This window comes from Pauljensenia sp. C0170B4 (genome assembly GCF_056590235.1).
In genome coordinates this window covers 38,554-57,497 of sequence record NZ_JBWPVS010000008.1, presented here as the reverse complement: position 1 = coordinate 57,497, position 18,944 = coordinate 38,554, and the positions used below count along the sequence as shown (strand labels likewise).

The following is an 18,944-nucleotide window of genomic DNA, read 5'->3' as shown; positions in this document are numbered from 1 at the left end:
GTCAGCATTGCCGAGGGCGACCTTCTGCCTCGCATCACCGGTTAGGTGAACAACATTCGTACTCGGAGACCACTGCCATGTCGGCGTTTGTCGGCGCCATCCACGTCTGAGTCAACGGCATCGCAGAATCCGGTGAAAAGTCCCAGTCCGATGGCGCCGCACCACCGGCAACGAGACGAGCTCCCAGTGCCGCGATCTGCGCCCCGTTGTCAGTGCAAAAACGCATGGGAGGCATACGCACAGTTAGCCCTGCGCCCTCGGCGCGCTCCTGGATCAGCTGGCGAAGCCGCGAGTTGGCTGAGAAACCTCCGCCGATCACAATGGTGTCGCACCCCGTATCGAGGCATGCCCTCACCGTTTTGGCGGTCAGCGAGTCATTGACCGCTTCGGAAAAGCCGGCACAGATATCTTCTGCCCGAAGCTCAGCGCCGCGAGCCTTCTCTCCCTCGACGTATCGGGCGACTGCGGTCTTCAACCCTGAGAAACTGAAGTCGTAGCGGTAACGGTCCTTGTCTTTAACGGCGTGGAGGCCTCGTGGGAAACGAATGGCGTCGCGGTCTCCTTGCTGAGACAGGCGATCCACGTGCGGCCCTCCAGGGTAGGGCAGCCCGAGCAGACGGCCAACCTTGTCAAAAGCCTCACCTGCAGCGTCGTCCAGTGTGCCTCCGAGTTCACGCACGCCATCGACCCAGTTCTCGACGAGCAGGATGTTGGAGTGTCCGCCCGAGACAACAAGACCGATAAAGCGCTCCGGAAGGGGACCTTCAGCCAGCCCGTCTACCGCCATATGCCCGATGACATGGTTGACTCCGTACAGTGGCTTATCGAGTGCCAATGCCAGCGATTTTGCCGCGCAGATTCCCACTGTCAGAGATCCAACCAGTCCTGGACCTGCACTGACGGCAATGGCATCTACATCGGATAGCGAGGCGCCTCCCTCGTGCAATGCACTGTCGAGGGTCGGAATGAAAGATTCCAGGTGTGCGCGTGACGCAATTTCGGGGATGATTCCGCCGTACCGAGCGTATTCGTCCATCGATGTGGCGGTGCGGTCGATCAGCAGCTCAGTTCCGCGTACCAGTGCCACACCGGTTTCGTCGCATGTCGATTCGATTCCAAGAATGAGGGGTTCAGATTCGCCAGTCACAGACGCGATTGTAGTCCCTGCGCGCCCTGATGACGATTTTGCACACCTCAACAGCGACGAGGGTGGCCGACGAAGCTCTATTTGTCGGTGATGAAAGTGTCAATGAGCAGCCTCGTATCCGCGTATCGGTCCTCATCCGTGGCTGACCCGTAGACGAAAAGAAGATACTCGTCGGAACTATCTGCTCGATAGGCGGTGACGATGTTGAACAGGTCCGGGATTGAGCCGGTTTTGACTCCGTACACATGCGGATCGTACTGCGGCTTGTCGGGGTCCAGGAAGTAGTTCGTGTTTTTCCATTGATACTCGCCCGTGGAGGTCTGAACTGACGCTGTGGGCATTGCGACAATATCGCGGAACCACTGTTTGGTCATGAGTGCGGTCACCACGCGCGAAACGTCCCGCACAGTCGATCGGTCAACGGTGTTCAGACCTGAGGGCTCGGAGATGTGCGTATCGTTGTAGCCGTGGTCCGCTAGGAATTGCGCCAGCCCCTCGACGTAGGCAGCGAGGGCGTCCTGTGGCGCAGCCTTTTCATTATTGAGCAGGTCGCGGCCGGTTCCCACGGCTATTGCATATGCCGCGTCATTGCCTGAGGGCAGCAGCAACCCCGTGAGCAGTTCGCGCAACGTGTACTCGCCCGGCATGATTCCAGCGAGTGAGGAGTTGTCGGGCGGCATCAAAAGTGTTTCCTCATCGACACTGAGAACATCGTCGAGGGAGAGCCTACTCACGGCGTATTCAACGGTGAAGAGCTTCTGAGTACTGGCAGCACTGACGGCGCGATCAATCTGTTCGGCCGCGATCAGGTCGCCGGTTTGGGCATCCATCACCTGCCAGCTCGCAGCAGTTGTAGCCACTGCAGGGTGGTCGAACGGGTCGTGCGCGATGGGCATGTTTTCAGCCGATTGCGACTGGTTGGCTGTCACGTCGACTGCTCGCGCCGGCTCGACGTTATCGTCACTGGCCGACTGGCTCGCGGCTGCTAGCGTGTTTTCCACCTGTGCACGCAGCGCACTGATGGTGGGACTGTCCCATGCCAACGCTACCGCGACAAGGATGCTGGCCAGCAGGCAAATTCCCACGCGTGTCGTCACCGTTGCGATGGTTGCACCTGCCGAATGGGAAGTGTGCGCCGGGAAGCGTTTGTGATCCGCGTACGCACTGTCACTGCCGGTCGAATCGCTTTCTTTAGGTGAGACAGGCCGAAGGGGAAATGAACCAGGCCGTTCACAGGTCGGGTCATCCCAAGGTTGCGGCGGATAGGAGGCCGGCATCTCGGAGTCTGTGCTACCTCGGAGTTCCTCACCTCCCTCGGCACTGTCCGCGCTTGTTGCGCTGGTGATGCTGGAAGAACCGTCAGGGTCGGCAGCGCTGGTCGTACCGGCGGCGGTCTTCGGATCGGTGCGAAGTGCAAGCGGATCAGGTAAAGGGCGCCGCGCTTTCCTGCCGATGCGTGTGTGTTGGCGCCCGCCCGCTGATAGGAATATCGGCATCGCCAACACCTCCGTTCGCATGCGTCACCGGCACTGCCAATGCGTCGATTGTATTATGCGTGTTCCCTGCGGCCGCGACACCACCCGGTGACGAACCGCATCCACCCGCGCCTCAAGCCCCAGACACAAGCCCCGAGCCCTGCCCCCGTCCAAGTCCTAGGGCCCCAAGCCCAATTACACGTCCCCCTGTTCTAGAGCCAGTCCAGAACAAATGCCAGCGTTCGTACCCATCCCGACCCAGTCGCATCTCACCCCAGTCCCGTCCCAGGCCTGACCCAGTCCCGTCTCAGTCCCGTCCCAGTCCCCCAGGTTCGAATTCGGCATCGACGAGGGCGACTCGACGAGGCTGATCACGATAAAAGCGCAGGTCACAAGCTTCCTGCTTCGATCACACCGATTCAAACCGCGCCGAATTCGAACCTCGGGGTACGGGAGGGTGCGGCACTGACGCAGCAGGGTTGGGTTCGGCAGCATGGTTGGACCCAGCAGCATAGTTGGGTCCGAGGTCACGCAGGCTTTGCGCGCACAGAAGGGAAAGCACAGACAGCAGCGTCAGCGTAGGTGACAGGGTCGAGGGCGGCAGCATGAAGGGCGGGAGCCAAGTTTTCACTTGGCTCCCGCCCCCAACTGCAAGACTCTGGCACCTGTCGGGGCTACTGCCCCATGGGTGACAGGTCCTCGAAGTTTACAACCCTTTGAACAGTGCCTTTCCGAGCTGACGGTTCAGCGTGGAGATCACATCCAACGGGATCTGCTTCGGGCAGACAGCCGCGCACTCGCCGATGTTGGTGCAAGCGCCAAAGCCTTCAGCGTCCATCTGGTTAAGCATCGCGTTGACGCGCTTGAGGTTCTCCGGCTTACCTTGCGGCAGCAGGTTCAAGTGCGTGACCTTCGCGGAGGTGAACAACATGGCCGATGCATTCGGGCATGCAGCCACACACGCACCGCAGCCAATGCAGGCAGCAGCTTCGAACGCCTTGTCTGCATCCTGCTTCGGGATCGGCGTGGCGTGCGCATCCGGCGCAGCACCCGTGTTGACGGAAATGTAGCCGCCAGCCTGGATGATGCGGTCGAAAGCAGAACGGTTCACGACCAGGTCGCGAATAACCGGGAAACCGTTGGCACGCCACGGCTCGATGGTGATGGTGTCGCCATCGTTGAAGTGACGCATGTGCAGCTGACATGTGGTCGTCACCTCGGGTCCGTGAGCGATGCCGTTGATGACCAGGCCGCACTGACCGCAGATGCCTTCACGGCAGTCCGAGTCAAATGCAATCGGTTCTTCCCCGCGTTCGAAGAGTTCTTCGTTGAGAATGTCGAGCATTTCGAGGAATGAGGATTCCTCGGATACTCCGCGGACTTCGTACTCGTGCATGGCACCGGGGTCCTCGGGCCCGTTTTGGCGCCAGATTCTTAATGTCAGGTTCACTTGTAGCTCCGCTGTTTCAGCTCGATGTTGTTGTAGATCAGATCTTCCTTGTGCAGGATTGGGGGCTGCCCCTCACCGGTCCACTCCCAAGCGGCGACGTACAGGAACTTGTCGTCGTGACGAAGTGCCTCGCCCTCGGGTGTCTGGGACTCTGCGCGGAAGTGGCCGCCACACGATTCCTCGCGGTGCAACGCATCCACGCACATGAGCTCGCCCAGCTCCATGAAGTCAGCGACGCGACCGGCGCGCTCCAGGGACTGGTTGAGTTCTCCGACTGACCGTCCGGGCACACGCACGTTTGCCCAGAAGTCCTGGCGCAACTTACGGATCATATCGATCGCCTTGCGCAGGCCTTCCTCAGTACGCTCCATGCCGCAGTATTCCCACATGATGTGGCCGAGTTCCTTGTGGAAGGAGTCCACCGAGCGGTTGCCTCCCACTGCCATCAGGCGATCGATCTTGTCCTGTGCTTCCTTCATCGCTGCCACAACGTCCGGGCTGGCCTCGTCAAGCTTCGGCAGGCCGAAAGCGTGCGCCAGGTAGTCGTTGATGGTGTTGGGCAGAACGAAGTAGCCATCTGACAAGCCCTGCATCAGTGCCGATGCACCCAGTCGGTTAGCACCGTGGTCGGAGAAGTTCGCTTCACCTGCCACGTACAGACCATCGAGGTTCGACTCGAGGTCGTAGTCAACCCACAGGCCGCCCATGGTGTAGTGCACTGCCGGGTAAATACGCATCGGAACGTCGTACGGGTTGTCACCGGTGATGCGCTCGTACATGTCGAACAGGTTGCCGTACTTGGCGCTGACGGCTTCGCGCCCCATACGCTCGATGGCTTCTGAAAAGTCCAGGTACACGCCACGGGCCACGCCTTGGATCTCAGGTCCGACACCGCGACCTTCGTCGCACATGTTCTTCGCCTGGCGCGACGCGATATCGCGGGGAACGAGGTTACCGAATGAGGGGTAGATGCGTTCGAGGTAGTAGTCGCGATCTTCCTCCGGAATCTCGCGAGGATCCTTCTTGCAGTCTTCCTTCTTTTTCGGCACCCAGATGCGACCGTCGTTTCGCAGGGATTCACTCATCAGTGTCAGCTTGGATTGCTGATCGCCATGCTGAGGAATACAGGTCGGGTGGATCTGCGTGAAGCACGGGTTCGCGAAGTATGCGCCCTTACGGTGTGCACGCCAGATGGCGGTTGCATTGCAGCCCATTGCGTTGGTTGACAGGAAGAACACGTTGCCGTATCCGCCGGTCGCCAACACGACTGCGTCAGCCACGTACGGTTCCAGCTCGCCGGTGGTCATATCGCGAGCGACGATGCCGCGAGCCTTGCCGTCAGAGACGATCAGTTCGACCATTTCATGACGTGAGTGCTCGATGACGGTTCCTGCCGCAACCTGACGCTCCAGCGCCTGGTAGGCACCGATCAGCAGCTGCTGACCTGTCTGGCCACGTGCGTAGAACGTACGGGATACCTGCACACCACCGAAGGAGCGGTTGTCCAGAAGACCGCCGTACTCGCGTGCGAACGGCACGCCCTGCGCGACACACTGGTCAATGATGTTGGCGCTGACTTCTGCCAGTCGATACACGTTTGTTTCACGGGCGCGGTAGTCACCACCCTTGACCGTGTCGTAGAAGAGCCGGTAAACCGAGTCGTTGTCGTTGCGGTAGTTCTTTGCCGCGTTGATGCCACCCTGAGCAGCAATGGAGTGTGCTCGACGGGCGGAATCCTGATAGAAGAACACGTCGACGTGGTAGCCCATTTCGCCCAGCGACGCGGCAGCGGCGCCGCCCGCCAGACCGGTTCCCACGATGATGACGTGGAGTTTGCGTCGGTTTGCAGGGTTGACGAGGGCTGCGGAGAATTTCCGCTGCTCCCAGCATTGTGACAAGGGCACGTCCAGAGGCGCTTTCGTGTCGGCAATGGCGTCGCCCTCGCGATACAAGCCTGCTATTAATGTCTCACTCATTTTGTATCTGTGCCTTACCTACTAGGAGATCATGCCAACCGCGATGGCAACCGGAGGAGCCATGAACATGACAAAGATGAGGCCGCCAATGAGCCCTGACAGAATCACCATGACTTTGCGGGTGTTGGAGCGCACCCACCCCAGGGTTTGAAATGCCGACCAGAAGCCGTGGCTGACGTGCAGGCAGGCAGCGCCTACGAACACGACATACACCAATACCATCAACGGATTCTGGAAGGTCGCAACCATTCGCTCATAAGGCGTGCTCTCGAGGGCGAAGCCGGTGCGCACCACACCCATCGTGAAATGCAGGATGTGGAAGACGATGCCGATCAGCAGCAATACTGCCGTCACGCGCATGGTGCGTGCCGCATACGCAACTGCCGCGTCTTTCTTGACGACGTAGCGTGTGGGGCGTGCTCGGCGTGAACGCAGCCAGACGTGAGCGGCGGATGCAACGTGAATGACCAGGAAGAGGATCATTGCAGCGCGGAATACCCAGATAAATCCGCCGTAAGGGAAGATTGGAACGAACGCTTCACCCTTCAGCCAGTGGGCGTAGTGATCGTACGCCTCTTGACCGAGGAACATTTTCAGGTTGCCGTACGAGTGGAACAGCAAGAATATTACGAAGACCAGACCGGAGACCGCCATCAGTTGTTTCATGAACACTGACGTGGTCCACGCATGTCGCTTCTTCGTCACAACAGTTTTCGTGGCCATGGCTTTAGCCTATCGACCTGACACGGCCATCACGCCCAAACCGCCACCCATTTTTCCGCCCTTCCTACCTTGAGGAGGACGTTTTTGGCTTATTTTCGCGCCTGCGTCGCCTCGCGCTACCGGCCGTTTCCGCGTTGTCACCACAGCAGCGACCGTGTGGCGCCCACTGCGAACCACGCAATTAGGCAACCCATAACTTTCAAATATGACGGAAGTCCCGGTTAGCGGCGAGTGCGCGCATCGTGATGGCATCTTCGAGCGGGTGATGGAAGTAGCGAGGGACTCGTCCCATTGCATCGAACCCTGCATTCTCATAAAGGCGCTGGGCAGCGACGTTCGACGAACGTACTTCCAGGAAAATTCGTTCAGCACCAGCCGACCAGGCGCCCTCCATGAGCCGATTGAGCAGTTCGCGCCCAATCCCTCGGCCGCGCCACGCGCGGGTCACACCGATCGTCATGATGTCGGCGTCAGGACCAATCCGCACTCCGCCGTATCCCACGGGTTCCGCCGCAGACTTCTCAGATCCGCCAGCCTGAGCGAGCAGGTACAACCGTCCGGGTGCACGCAGTTCCTGTTCGATCATGGTGCTGGTCCACGGGTCTTCGGCAAAAATGTCGCGTTCGAGGGTTTCCATGATGGCAGCGTCGCCCTCGCCCATGGGTCGAAAATTGACGAGGGGGACCTGCTCACTGGTGTCGTGCGCGGGCGCACTGTCAGGCGAATTGGCCATTTACATGCGTTCGGGACGCTGTCCGTGGATGTCGGGGCGGCGCAGGTACAGGGGTTGCGTGTCCAGTGTGTCCTCTAAGCCGCGTTCGAGGCGGGAGCGGACAATTCGGCTGGCCACGGACACATCGAAGGGAGTCACAGGCACTGTCTGGACGGCTGAAAGAGCTTCCTCAGCGAAAGACGGAAGTGTTCCGGTGGTCACCAGCATGGAGGCGCTGGCCTGCAGTTCGTTCGCCAACGTGCGCACTGGCCCCACCGTCGGCTCGGTGATGGTGGCTACATCGTCGGGACCTTGAGCTTCGTACTGTGCCCAGTACATTTCATGACGGCGAGCATCCGTCGCCACGATCACACGCTGATCTGGTGGCAAAAGGTCCAGGCCGGCTCGGGCAATCATGTCCAGGGAGCACACGCCGTACAGCGGGATGCCGGCTGCGCGCGCAATGGTGCGTGCACTGACCAAGCCGGCTCGCAAACCTGTGAAGGGTGCCGGACCGGTTCCCACGATAGCGGCATCGATATCATCCGAGTTTAAAGGCCCTTCGATACCTGCTTCGGCTAGCACCTGGTAGATGAGTGGCGCAATGGATTCGGCATGGTGGCGAGCAGAGTCATTGGAGGCATACAGCGTTGGTTCACCCTCGCGGACAAGCGCGATGGTGGTAGCGCCGGAGGTGTCAATACAAAGGTCAGTCACGGTGGGATCCTACTTCGTCGTGTAAGTCAGTGGTGGGCGCGTCCAGTCCTGCGAGCGCCCGAGCCTTTTCATCCAGGTCATCGAGTACGCCAGCCCAGCGGGTTCCATGCAAAATGAAGGTCAGCGTGCGTTCGCCACTGTCGATATCTTCCAGATTGATCACGTCGTGATGCGTCTGAGCGTCGGCGTGGATATCTGCCTCACCGGCCTGACCGCCGGCGTGAGCGTCTGTGTGACGGCCTAAGTGAGCATCTGTGCCCTCATCGTCACCGCCGGCAGCGGTTCCTTCGGCGCGTTCGATCACGATTTCCAGCCGATCATCCGACAACTGCTCGGTCTTGCCTTCGCCCCACTCGATAACCGTGACCGTGTCGTGCGTAGTGGAGTCCAAGTCTACGGTTTCCAGATCATCCAGGTCGGTGATGCGGTAGGCATCAGCATGGACGAGGGCGAGCCCGCCCTCGTCCAACGGCGGGTGGATACGGCTGACGGTAAATGTCGGAGACGTGACGTGGCCACGCACATTCAGTCCCTGCCCAATCCCCTGCGTCAGCGTGGTTTTTCCCGCACCCAATGGGCCGTTGAGCATGATGACGTCGCCTGCGCGCAGTGTGCTGGCCAACGCTTTGCCAATGGCTCGCGTATGGTCGGCGCTGGTGACGTGAATTGTCGATTCCTGAACCTGAGTCATCTCCACGATCTTTCGTTATGGGCGTGCAGTGGCCGGGATATACACGCGGGGTACACGCGGCCCGATACGCGTCACGATTTCATAGTTGATGGTGTCTGCAACCTGAGCCCACTCGTCGGCAAGTGGAACGTCCGGCGTGTCGGGATCATCCGGGTTTCCAAACAGAATGACTCGACTGCCAACCGGTGCGGGTGGCTCATGGTATTGGCCAAGATCGGGTCCTTGTTCGCCAGGCTGGGCGTTTTCAGCGTCGCTCACCGGTCCAAGGTCGATCATGAACTGGTCCATGCAGATCCGGCCGACCGCGTGGGTACGGATGGTGCCCGTCGGGGTAATCACGCTGACTGGCCCCGCATTCGAAGCCGCGCGAGGTACTCCATCGCCGTAGCCGATCGGCACTAAACCGAGCCATCGTGGCCCAGGTGTTGTCCATGTACCTCCATAGGAGACGGCCTGATCCCCCTCGACAATCTTGATCATCTCGAGGTTTGCTTCCAGGCGCATGGCAGGCCTGAAGTGGAGGTCGCGAGCGGTGCGCTGAGCGGGGTTGGGGCTCAGACCATACAGGCCGATACCGTCGCGCACCATGTCGAAGCATGCGCGCTCATGCCACAGGATCGCGGAGGTTGCACCGACGTGGCGGATACGTGGGTGGATCCCGGCGTCGGCCAGAATCTCCAGGCCGGCGTCGAAGCGGTCCAGCTGAGTGGCAGTGGCGCTCAGTCCTTCCGGGGAGTCTTCATCGGCGCGAGCCAGATGTGTCCAGGCTGCAACGACATCAACCGTCTGGTCCTGGACACTCATCGCCAATGCTGACGCCAGGGCCGGCAGTGTTGACAGGGTGGCTCCGGCTCGGGACATTCCGGTGTCGATCTTGACGTGGACGCGCGCAGTCTTGCCGGCCTCCCGGGCACTGGCTGCTAGGCGGGCGAGTGTGGACACTACCGACACGGACACGTCAATGTCATCATCTATCGCGCCGCGCCACGTGGTGTCGCTGGGGCCGAGCCACGTCAGAATATGGACGTCGTCGCGCGAGTATCCTGCCCGGTCGAGGACGGCTCGCACGCGCCGCGCCTCTGCCAGCTGGGCTGAGCCAAACCAGGTGAATCCAACGCGGGCTGCTGCCAATGTGACCTGAGCGAGCCCGTGCCCGTAGGCATCTGCCTTCACGATCGCCATGTGTTGACACGTGGGACCATCCTGGCGCAAAACGGCAGCGTTATGCTCGATGGCACCCAGGTCGATGACAGCGCGGGAGGGGTACTCTTCCACTGCGATGGAGTCACATTCACCGACTGATTCGTTCAACAACACGCCTTTAGTATTGCACTGCTGGTCGCCGGTACATATTCACGCGACTGTGCGCTGCGTTATAAGAGCTGTTCACGAGGCCGTCGTCCGTTGCAGTACAGTGCCGACGAGGGGGCTGATTGACGCAGCAATATCGGCTGCACCGATTGGATGTCCCCCACCGAATGTGCTGATCACCCCATGGTGTGCGCGGTCCTGGCCGATCGGTCTGCTCGGGTTCTTGGCCTCGTGGAGTTTAGCGACGTCCTCGGCATCGCTGCGCGTGTCGGATGGACTGGTACGCGTGCTGCGCGCACCGCTTGCTTGGATCCCTGCCTGCGCGTGCAGCCACACCGCAGCGCCCACTGCTCCTACGCGGCGAGCCGCTGTATCGACCGCACACTGGGGATTAGCCAGCACTGCACCGATCACGCCAGCCAGAACATCTCCTGAGCCGGCCACACCGGTCCAGCCACACGATTCAGCGTTGACCGCAAGCAGCGGTAGACCGCCCTCGTCAATCGCACAGATTACCGTTGTTGCGCCTTTGAGAACGACGGTCGCCCCACTCGCGCGCGCCAGCTCAGCTGCCCAATGAGCAGGGCAGGAGTCGATGTCAGTACGGCTGGGCGAACGGTCAGTCAGCGCATCAAGCAATGTCGCTGCCTCCCCCGCATGGGGTGTGAGCACTGCTGAGGACATGTCACATGTCTCACTCAGCTCCACCACCAGAGACAATGCTGACGCGTCAATGACCGTCGGCAGGTGGTGGTCCAAAGCATCGATGATGACATCTCGGGCATGGCTCAAGCGCTCGTCATCGATTCCGCATCCGACAACTACTGACTGCGCGCATCCGGTGCCGCACACGATGTCGGGAAACCTCATCAGGGCAAGGGTACGCACCGAGGCGGTCGAATCAAGGCGAATCATCCCAACACCCACGCCATGTGCGCCGCTGACGGCGAGCACTCCGGCCCCCGGGTAGGTTTCGGATCCGCTGCAGATGCTCACAACACCGCGTGTGTACTTGTGATCGAGGCGGCCAGGGGCGCGCATACATCTTCGAGCATCCGCGCATGTCAGCACACGCACCGTCGCGTGTGGTCGGGCATCGAATTCGCCTTGAGTGTACTCGTCAGGCCGAGCAGCCCTATCGGCTTGCGAAAGGTCCCCAGCAAGTCCCCTGCCGCCACTGCCAGCTTGTTCCAGATCAGCGGCAAGGCCCAGATCCACCACGTCAATACTTCCTGCGCGGTAGCACGCAGGAGGCAGTACCAGTGGAGTCTTCAGCGCACCCATCGTGACAGTTCGCGTCGCATGAACTGCATGGGTCGGACACGCTCCATCAGCGCTCCCCACCCCTGTTGGCACATCCACCGCCACGACGAGCGCACCAGTTTTCTGCACCTGTTCATTGACGGCGTCCACGAGTCGAGCGAGCGGTTCGCGCAACGCACCCTTCAGTCCCGTTCCGCACAACCCGTCGATCCAGATGTCGGTTGGCGGTAGATCCGCGCATAGGTCCCCCTCGTCCATCGATGCGGAAATTATGCGCGCACCGGCCTGGCGTGCTGTTTCAAGGGCACGAGGGTGTGGGTGGTCCGATATGACGAGGGCGACCGCCGCGCCAACGCTTTCTGACAAGGCCACATAAGACAGGGCATACAGGGCATCTCCACCGTTGTCTCCGCCGCCAACCAACGCTGTGACCCGCACCGTTGCCCCGTCAGCCGGACACATCTCCAGCACTGCATCAGCCACGCCGCGAGCTGCCTTGCGCATGAGCCGGTCGGGGTCATCCTCGCGGCAGGCACGATCCACATGCACCGCTTCAGCTTCGCGCACAACCTCAGGTGTATAGGCTGTCACGTCATCAGCGTCATGCATCATTCAACGGTCACTGACTTGGCCAGGTTGCGCGGCTGATCGACATCCAGCCCCTTCGCGCCTGCCAGTTCACAGGCCAAAATCTGGAGTGGGATCACCGTCAGAAGTGGTGCGTACAACGTGGGAGCGGGCGGGATCCGGAAGATCACATCTGCACATTCGTCAGCCGAATGGTCATCTTGCTCGGCCACCACCAATGTCCGAGCGCCGCGAGCGCGCACCTCCTGAATATTGGAGACCACTTTGCGGTGCAGTTCGGGGCGGCGAGGCGTGGGCAGAACCACCACCACGATCTGCCCATCTTCAATCAGTGAAATCGGGCCATGTTTGAGCTCGCCGGCGGCGAACCCTTCGGCGTGGATGTAGCACAGTTCCTTCAGTTTCAGCGCACCTTCAAGGGCGGTGGGGAAACCGACGTGGCGGCCCAGATAGATCATCGATTCGACATCGGTCAACGAACGCGCAACGTCGCGAATCTGGTCCCAGCCGCTGATGATCGTGCTGATTTTCGAGGGAATCGCAGAGAGCTTGTCCATGTAATCTGCGATTTCATCGGGGTACTTGTTGCCGCGCACCTGCGCCAGATACAGCCCCAAAATATACGTCGCTGCGATCTGCGCGGTGTACGCCTTCGTGGAGGCAACCGCGATCTCCGGGCCGGCATGTGTCAGCAGCACAGCGTCTGATTCACGAGAAATCGTGGAGCCAGGCGTGTTGACCAGTGCGATCACGCGGGCGCCCTGCTCGCGGGCGTGACGAATCGCCATGATGGTATCCATCGTTTCCCCCGACTGAGAAATGGCGACAACAAGCGTCTTTTCGGACACAACCGGGTCGCGATAACGGAACTCGTGAGCCAGCTCGACTTCCACGGGGATGCGGCACCAATGCTCGATCGCATATCGCGCCACCTGCCCGGCGTGAGCAGCACTGCCACAGGCAACAATGATCATCTTGTCCACGCTGCGCAGTACGCTTTCCGGAATGCGCAGTTCGTCCAACGACAGTTTGCCTGAGGCATCCATCCGCCCGGCCAGTGTCTGCTCAACCGCTCCGGGTTCTTCATGGATTTCCTTTTCCATGAACGTGCCAAAGCCTTCTTTTGTCACCGGTCGACGCGAGTAGTCACCTTCCAGCTTCTTCGGCTCGGTAACAGCGCCATCCTGGTCAATAATCGTCACGTGCTGCGCGGTGACAAGGGCGAGCTGGTCCTGCCCCACTTCGATGACATCAGTAGTGAATTCGCTGAAAGCAAGCACGTCGGAGCCGAGGAAGTTCTCCCCTTCACCGAGTCCGATCACCAGAGGCGATGAGCGTCGTGCCGCCACGATCACGCCCGGTGCATCATCACAGATCGCCAGCAAAGTGAACGTGCCGCTGATCTGCTCAGTTGCAGCGCGCATGGCGCCGACGAGGCGTTGCGCACCATCGCGTTGTTCTGCCGGTACGCCTGTCAGATCTTCCGACCAGCGCGGCGCGGTGGATGTACTTGCCACGCGGTCAGCCGAGGTGCCGACACCTCCCTCGTCAATGGACAATCCGGAGTACAGACGCCCGATGAGGTGCGCGACAACTTCGGTGTCGGTGTCGGATTCAAAGGTTTCGCCCGCTGCGGCAAGCTGCGTTCGTAATGCGTCGGCGTTTTCGATAATTCCGTTATGGACGAGGGCGACTTCCCCATCCGCGGATGTATGCGGGTGTGCGTTGGCAACGCTCGGCTGGCCATGTGTTGCCCAGCGGGTGTGGCCGATCGCCTCAATAGCATCGTCGGGACGCTGACTGTCAATCTGCGCACGCAACTGGGACAATTTTCCGACCGCGCGGATGACTGTGGGTTTGGGCCGGTCGGCCGATCCGAGTGCGACTCCAGCTGAGTCGTACCCGCGGTATTCCAGATTTGCCAGGCCCTTCATGACAACGTCAAGCGGGCGCTGGGAGGGTACTTCCCCCACGTATCCAACAATTCCACACATATTAGACATTTCAACACACGCAGGGGGCGATCGGGAGTTTTTGACGCCCGTGGCGTCGACTCGCGTGCCATGAGCGGGATGCATGGCAGTGGGGATCGGCCCGCGTCGTCTTGCTCCAGCTGGCCGTCAGGTATGTGGGTGCAAGACGGACGCAAGGGGACAGGCAGTTGTGAGCGCTCGCGGGGCATGACCATCGGGTCCTCGTGATCGGAGCCACGCGACCAGCGCATCCAAGATTGCTCACAGACCGCCACATTCACGTCAAATCCCTGCATTGGACCGCTGTATTAGGGGACAATGGCGCCGTGATCTTTAATGACGAGTCCGCCCGAGCACAAGGCCCATTTTCATCGTTTAGCCGTGAGCACTGGAAAAAACTGGCCGCGCGCACGCCCCTGCCGCTAACCGACGAGGACATCTCACAGCTGGCATCCTTGGGCGATCCCATCGACATGAACGAGGTTGACGCCATTTACCGGCCGTTGTGCGCGCTGTTGCAGGTCTACATACAAGGACGGTATCTGCGGGCACGCGCACGGGCCGACTTCCTCGAAGAGGATGCGCCTGTGACACCTTTCGTCATCGGTATCGCTGGGTCGGTTGCGGTTGGCAAATCCACTGTTGCTCGCCTGTTGCAGCTCCTGTTGTCGCGATCACCGCACACGCCTCGGGTCGACCTGGTGGCCACAGATGGCTTCCTTTTGCCCAACGCGGTCTTGGAAGAGCGAGGAATCCTGGCACGTAAGGGATTCCCTGAATCGTACGACCGCGGAGCACTGCTGAACTTTGTCGCGTCGGTGAAGGCGGGCATTTCCCCTCTGCAGGTTCCTGTTTATTCGCATGTCACATACGATATTCGTCCCGATAAGTTCACCACGATCGAGCATCCGGAAGTCTTGATCGTTGAAGGGCTGAACGTGTTACAGCCGCCTCGTACCCATCCTGGCGGCCTCGGTTTAGCGGTATCAGACTACTTTGATTTCTCCATCTACGTGGACGCGCGTGAGGATGACATTGAGCAGTGGTACGTCGACCGATTCGCGCAGCTTCGCTCGACCTCCTTCCAACGTGAGGATTCCTTCTTCCGGACCTATGCGGGCTTGAGTGATTCTGAAGCAGAGGCCACTGCTCGGATGGTGTGGCACGCTATCAACTTGCCGAACCTGTACGAGAACATTTTGCCGACACGCGAACGCGCCACGCTGATTTTCACCAAGGGCGCCGATCACCGGGTCGAATCCCTTCATCTGCGCAAGGAATAGCACCCCTCGCTCCGGTTAGGATCTGAGCCAGTCGAGCTCTACCATCCGCACCGTCCTCCCCCAGTTCCCCAGGTTCGAACTCAACGTGCGTTCATCCACCTGTCCTTCCCCCAGGTTCGAACTCGGCACGCATTTGGCCAGGCACGGACAGATACTGCAGCTATTGATGCAGTTCAGCGCCGAGGCAAGTCACCCTCGGCAATAAGACGGGCGCCGAATTCGAACCTGGGGGACGGGGCGGGCGAGGCAGACAGGGACAGCGGTAAGAAATGAGGCTGCGCCACTGACGGCACTCAGACGCGCCCCGATGCGCAGATGGCTAGCGCGTGATGCAGCGCCCGAAGTGGCAGCGCTACGAATCTGGCACGGCTACCCCCGCACCTCCAGTTCATTACGGTCAGACGACCACCGATTCTCCAGCGCAGTTAGTCCAGCTTAGTCAGCCTAAGGCAGCAGAACCAGTGCTCTCGCTCCAGCACCGCACAACCAGCTGCTCCCCCAGGCCTGAAGACCGCTACAACTCAGGGCCGTCTACAGTGCGAGGCGATCACGCACCACATCGGCCAGGTGCTGCGCAATCCTGTCAGCCTCATCCTCACTGGCCGCTTCAACCATGACACGGACGAGCGGTTCGGTACCGGATGGGCGCATCACCACGCGACCCGTCTCCCCCAACGTCTTCTCAGCAACGGCAACCTCGTCGGCCAACGCCTGATCGTCATGGAGGCGAGCCTTGTCCACGCCGGACACGTTGATCAAAGTCTGTGGCAAGCGTTCGATCGGCGCGGTCAGATCAGCCAGATCGCGACCGCTTTCATGCACGAGGCGAGCCAGCAACATTGACGTCAAAACACCATCCCCCGTCGTGGCATGATGGCGCGCGATGACATGTCCGGACTGCTCACCACCCAACGCGAACCCGCCCTCAATCATTGCTTCGAGGACATAGCGGTCACCCACTGCCGTCTGAACAGTGGTGATACCAGCTTTCTCCATTGCAAGTTTCAGGCCAAGGTTCGACATGATGGTGACGACCAGTGTGTCGTGGTCAAGTTCGCCCGCCTCGTGCATGGCGAGGGCAAGGGCGCCCATTATCTTGTCGCCGTCAATCAAATTGCCACGGCGATCAATGGCTAGACATCTGTCAGCATCGCCATCATAGGCGACGCCGAAGTCCGCACCTGATGCAACGGTCACCGCCTGAATCTGCTCGGGATGCGTTGAACCGCAGTTATCGTTAATGTTGCGCCCGTCAGGTGATGAGTTCATGACCACGACGTCGGCGCCGGCCTCACGCAGGGCCTGTGGCCCGATGTCAGAGGCGCCGCCATTCGCGCAGTCCACTGCGATTCGCACGCCATGCAGATCAGAGCCGACAGAGGTGACGAGGTGCTCAATGTAGGAGTGCTTGGCCCAATCATCGTCGTAGTGGACCTCACCGACTGCAGCGCCTGTTGGGCGATCCCAGTCCGCGCCGAGAAGTTTCTCAATGCCGTCTTCGACCGAGTCAGCCAGTTTGAAGCCGCCCCGGGCAAAAAACTTAATGCCGTTATCCGGCATGGGATTGTGTGAGGCGGAAATCATGACGCCGAGGTCAACATTTTCTGCCGCTGTCAGATGTGCCACTGTCGGCGTGGACACCACGCCAATGCGCGTGACGTCCATACCTGATGCCGCCAAGCCAGCCGAAATTGCATGATCGAGGAATTCGCCGGAAATACGCGTATCACGGCCAATTATCGCTCGAGGCTTGTCGCCATTTTTCTTCGGACCACCAGCAATATGCCGAGCCGCTGCTTCACCCAGTTCCAAAGCAAGCTGTGCGGTGAGCTCGCCGTTGGCCAGCCCGCGCACCCCATCAGTTCCAAATAGTCGCGGCATCACATTGCTCCTGTTTCGTTCTTTTCACGGGCGGCAGCTCACTTCTTGCTGGGCCACCGCACGAGCATTATCTGCACACAGCCTAATCCGTCGCGACGCGAACCTCTGGTTGATTTACGGTCCTGTTCGAGTTTGCCCGCGATATTCGAACTTTTTGCACAGTTGCTCACGAGCCATTCGGAACCAGCACGAAAGGGGTGAGACAGGCACTCTCGTGCCCACCTCACCCCTTCGGTGATGACTTTGTGCTCACTGGCTCAGCTCCGTGCCTTGCGCTACACGTTTCATCTTCAACGCTCGCACCATGCACGTGCACCGAGCCAGCTCAGGTTCCTTCGGATCGCTTCACGCACCCGATTAAACGGCGACTCGCGCGGACCCCCTCGAACCCGATCAGCAGGAAAGAAAACCGATTAACGCTTCGAGTACTGAGGCGCCTTACGGGCCTTCTTCAAGCCGGCCTTCTTACGCTCCGTGGCGCGTGCGTCACGGGTCAGGAAGCCAGCCTTCTTCAAAGCCGGACGGTTTGCTTCGCGGTCGATCTCGTTGAGAGCACGCGCAATGCCCAGTCGCAGAGCGCCTGCCTGGCCGGAGATGCCACCGCCGTTGATGCGGGCGATGACGTCGAAACGGCCGTCAAGGTCGAGCAGTGTGAAAGGAGACTTCACGAGCTGCTGGTGCAGCTTATTCGGGAAGTAGTCCTCCAGTGTGCGTCCGTTGACCTTCCACTGGCCGGTGCCGGGAATCAGACGGACTCGAGCAACAGCTTCCTTGCGGCGACCAAGTCCCGCGCCAGGTGCGGTCACGGATTGGCCAGCGCCTTGAGGTGCTGTTGCGGTTTCAGTTGTGTATGAGCTGGGGACGGTTTCTTCGTCCAGCTCTTCGATCTGCGTGGTGTCAGCCACAGTTCTCCTCAGTGCAGTTCGTGGGCTCAGAAGCGCGACGCGCTCACTGGGCGACCTGGGTGATTTCGAATTTCTCTGGCGTCTGGCCGGCATGCGGATGCTCGCTGCCTGCGTACACATGCAGCTTGCGCAGTTGCTGACGGCCGAGTGAGTTGTGAGGAAGCATGCCTTTAACGGCAATTTCCACGACGCGCTCCGGATGTTCGGCAAGCATTTGGCGGTAGCTGGTAGCCCGCAGGCCACCCGGATAACCCGAGTGATGGTAGGCCATCTTCTGGTCCAGCTTGTTACCAGTCAGCACGACTTTGTCCGCGTTGATGACGACGACGTAATCGCCTTGATCCATATGCGGAGCGAACGTCGGCTTATGCTTCCCACGAAGGAGGGCGGCGACTTGAGACGCCAAACGACCAAGGACGACACCGGTAGCGTCAATGACGTACCACTTCTTCTCAGTGTCCCCCGGCTTGGGTGAATAGGTGCGCACGGGCGTAACCTTCAATTCTTTCGATCTAAGAGCAAACATCACCACCACTTATTGGTGGAACGCTTGCTCGCATTGCGATTCGGTTCGCGCGAGTCGTTGGCACATACCGGGCGAGTGGGAAAAGCCCCAAGTAGCGCTAACGCACAGCGTCGTTAAGTCTATCGACCTGGAGGCACCCTGGTCAAAGTTATTCCCTCACTGTGGGCAATTCCTCATTGCACGTGGCCCACCGCGTTGCCCGGCGCGCGCTTCGTTCAGATTTTCGTGCCCGACGAGGGCGGCCGGCGGCGCACACTGCTGCCACACCAATGGTCTTGGCTGACGGTGGCGCACTGTCCATCGGGATTACCCACCACAACTGA

15 protein-coding genes are annotated in these 18,944 nt (G+C 60.2%); 1 reads left to right on the top strand and 14 read right to left on the bottom strand.

Going from position 1 to position 18,944, the window contains the following annotated elements; genetic code table 11:
* Window positions 1-34: 34 nt before the first annotated feature.
* From tsaD to glmS, 11 genes are all read right to left on the bottom strand, one after another.
* Window positions 35-1,147, bottom strand: coding sequence for a tRNA (adenosine(37)-N6)-threonylcarbamoyltransferase complex transferase subunit TsaD (tsaD, locus tag AC1EJ1_RS09740; RefSeq protein WP_227469331.1), 1,113 nt, complete (start codon window positions 1,145-1,147; stop codon window positions 35-37).
* 77 nt (window positions 1,148-1,224) lie between these two features.
* Window positions 1,225-2,643: a D-alanyl-D-alanine carboxypeptidase family protein gene (locus AC1EJ1_RS09735; RefSeq protein ID WP_480295760.1), complete on the bottom strand. Its 1,419-nt coding sequence runs from the start codon at window positions 2,641-2,643 to the stop codon at window positions 1,225-1,227.
* 685 nt (window positions 2,644-3,328) lie between these two features.
* On the bottom strand, window positions 3,329-4,072 hold the full coding sequence (locus tag AC1EJ1_RS09730) for a succinate dehydrogenase/fumarate reductase iron-sulfur subunit (RefSeq protein WP_058237125.1): 744 nt from the start codon (window positions 4,070-4,072) through the stop codon (window positions 3,329-3,331).
* Entirely contained in the window at window positions 4,069-6,048 is a 1,980-nt protein-coding gene (locus tag AC1EJ1_RS09725; protein WP_058237126.1) for a fumarate reductase/succinate dehydrogenase flavoprotein subunit, read from the bottom strand. The genes AC1EJ1_RS09730 and AC1EJ1_RS09725 overlap by 4 nt, the downstream gene beginning before the upstream one ends.
* A 21-nt stretch (window positions 6,049-6,069) precedes the next feature.
* On the bottom strand, window positions 6,070-6,771 hold the full coding sequence (locus AC1EJ1_RS09720; protein ID WP_058237127.1) for a succinate dehydrogenase cytochrome b subunit: 702 nt from the start codon (window positions 6,769-6,771) through the stop codon (window positions 6,070-6,072).
* 199 nt (window positions 6,772-6,970) lie between these two features.
* Window positions 6,971-7,504 (bottom strand): ribosomal protein S18-alanine N-acetyltransferase, encoded by a 534-nt coding sequence (gene rimI, locus AC1EJ1_RS09715; RefSeq protein ID WP_227469332.1) that lies wholly within the window; start codon window positions 7,502-7,504, stop codon window positions 6,971-6,973.
* Entirely contained in the window at window positions 7,505-8,200 is a 696-nt protein-coding gene (gene tsaB, locus AC1EJ1_RS09710) for a tRNA (adenosine(37)-N6)-threonylcarbamoyltransferase complex dimerization subunit type 1 TsaB (protein ID WP_480295759.1), read from the bottom strand.
* Entirely contained in the window at window positions 8,193-8,891 is a 699-nt protein-coding gene (gene tsaE / locus AC1EJ1_RS09705) for a tRNA (adenosine(37)-N6)-threonylcarbamoyltransferase complex ATPase subunit type 1 TsaE (protein ID WP_480295758.1), read from the bottom strand. Before tsaE ends, tsaB begins: the two co-directional genes overlap by 8 nt.
* 15 nt (window positions 8,892-8,906) lie before the next feature.
* On the bottom strand, window positions 8,907-10,202 hold the full coding sequence (gene alr, locus AC1EJ1_RS09700) for an alanine racemase (RefSeq protein WP_480295757.1): 1,296 nt from the start codon (window positions 10,200-10,202) through the stop codon (window positions 8,907-8,909).
* Between the two features lie 75 nt (window positions 10,203-10,277).
* Window positions 10,278-12,074 carry an NAD(P)H-hydrate epimerase gene (locus tag AC1EJ1_RS09695; protein WP_480295756.1) on the bottom strand — a complete coding sequence of 599 codons (1,797 nt, stop codon included), beginning with the start codon at window positions 12,072-12,074 and terminating at the stop codon, window positions 10,278-10,280.
* Window positions 12,074-14,047, bottom strand: a complete 1,974-nt coding sequence (glmS, locus tag AC1EJ1_RS09690; protein ID WP_480295766.1) for a glutamine--fructose-6-phosphate transaminase (isomerizing) — start codon at window positions 14,045-14,047, stop codon at window positions 12,074-12,076. The genes AC1EJ1_RS09695 and glmS overlap by 1 nt, the downstream gene beginning before the upstream one ends.
* Before the next feature lie 308 nt (window positions 14,048-14,355).
* Between glmS and coaA the strand changes: the two genes are divergently transcribed.
* Window positions 14,356-15,309: a type I pantothenate kinase gene (gene coaA, locus AC1EJ1_RS09685; RefSeq protein WP_070726995.1), complete on the top strand. Its 954-nt coding sequence runs from the start codon at window positions 14,356-14,358 to the stop codon at window positions 15,307-15,309.
* A gap of 531 nt (window positions 15,310-15,840) precedes the next feature.
* Here coaA and glmM read toward each other — a convergent pair.
* The 3 genes from glmM to rplM form a co-directional block, all read right to left on the bottom strand.
* Complete coding sequence (gene glmM / locus AC1EJ1_RS09680; protein ID WP_480295755.1) at window positions 15,841-17,190, bottom strand: phosphoglucosamine mutase; 1,350 nt, start codon at window positions 17,188-17,190, stop codon at window positions 15,841-15,843.
* Between the two features lie 413 nt (window positions 17,191-17,603).
* Entirely contained in the window at window positions 17,604-18,095 is a 492-nt protein-coding gene (gene rpsI / locus AC1EJ1_RS09675) for a 30S ribosomal protein S9 (protein WP_058237132.1), read from the bottom strand.
* Between the two features lie 43 nt (window positions 18,096-18,138).
* Window positions 18,139-18,582: a 50S ribosomal protein L13 gene (gene rplM, locus AC1EJ1_RS09670; RefSeq protein WP_058237133.1), complete on the bottom strand. Its 444-nt coding sequence runs from the start codon at window positions 18,580-18,582 to the stop codon at window positions 18,139-18,141.
* Between the last annotated feature and the right edge of the window lie 362 nt (window positions 18,583-18,944).

Excerpts from the sequence above, each read along its gene's own strand:
- AC1EJ1_RS09735 (WP_480295760.1), bottom strand. The coding sequence starts at position 2,643 with ATGCCGATATTCCTATCAGCGGGCGGGCGCCAACACACACGCATCGGC.
- AC1EJ1_RS09725 (WP_058237126.1), bottom strand. The coding sequence starts at position 6,048 with ATGAGTGAGACATTAATAGCAGGCTTGTATCGCGAGGGCGACGCCATT.
- AC1EJ1_RS09720 (WP_058237127.1), bottom strand. The coding sequence starts at position 6,771 with ATGGCCACGAAAACTGTTGTGACGAAGAAGCGACATGCGTGGACCACG.
- rimI (WP_227469332.1), bottom strand. The coding sequence starts at position 7,504 with ATGGCCAATTCGCCTGACAGTGCGCCCGCGCACGACACCAGTGAGCAG.
- tsaE (WP_480295758.1), bottom strand. The coding sequence starts at position 8,891 with ATGACTCAGGTTCAGGAATCGACAATTCACGTCACCAGCGCCGACCAT.
- AC1EJ1_RS09695 (WP_480295756.1), bottom strand. The coding sequence starts at position 12,074 with ATGCATGACGCTGATGACGTGACAGCCTATACACCTGAGGTTGTGCGC.
- glmS (WP_480295766.1), bottom strand. The coding sequence starts at position 14,047 with ATGTGTGGAATTGTTGGATACGTGGGGGAAGTACCCTCCCAGCGCCCG.
- glmM (WP_480295755.1), bottom strand. The coding sequence starts at position 17,190 with ATGCCGCGACTATTTGGAACTGATGGGGTGCGCGGGCTGGCCAACGGC.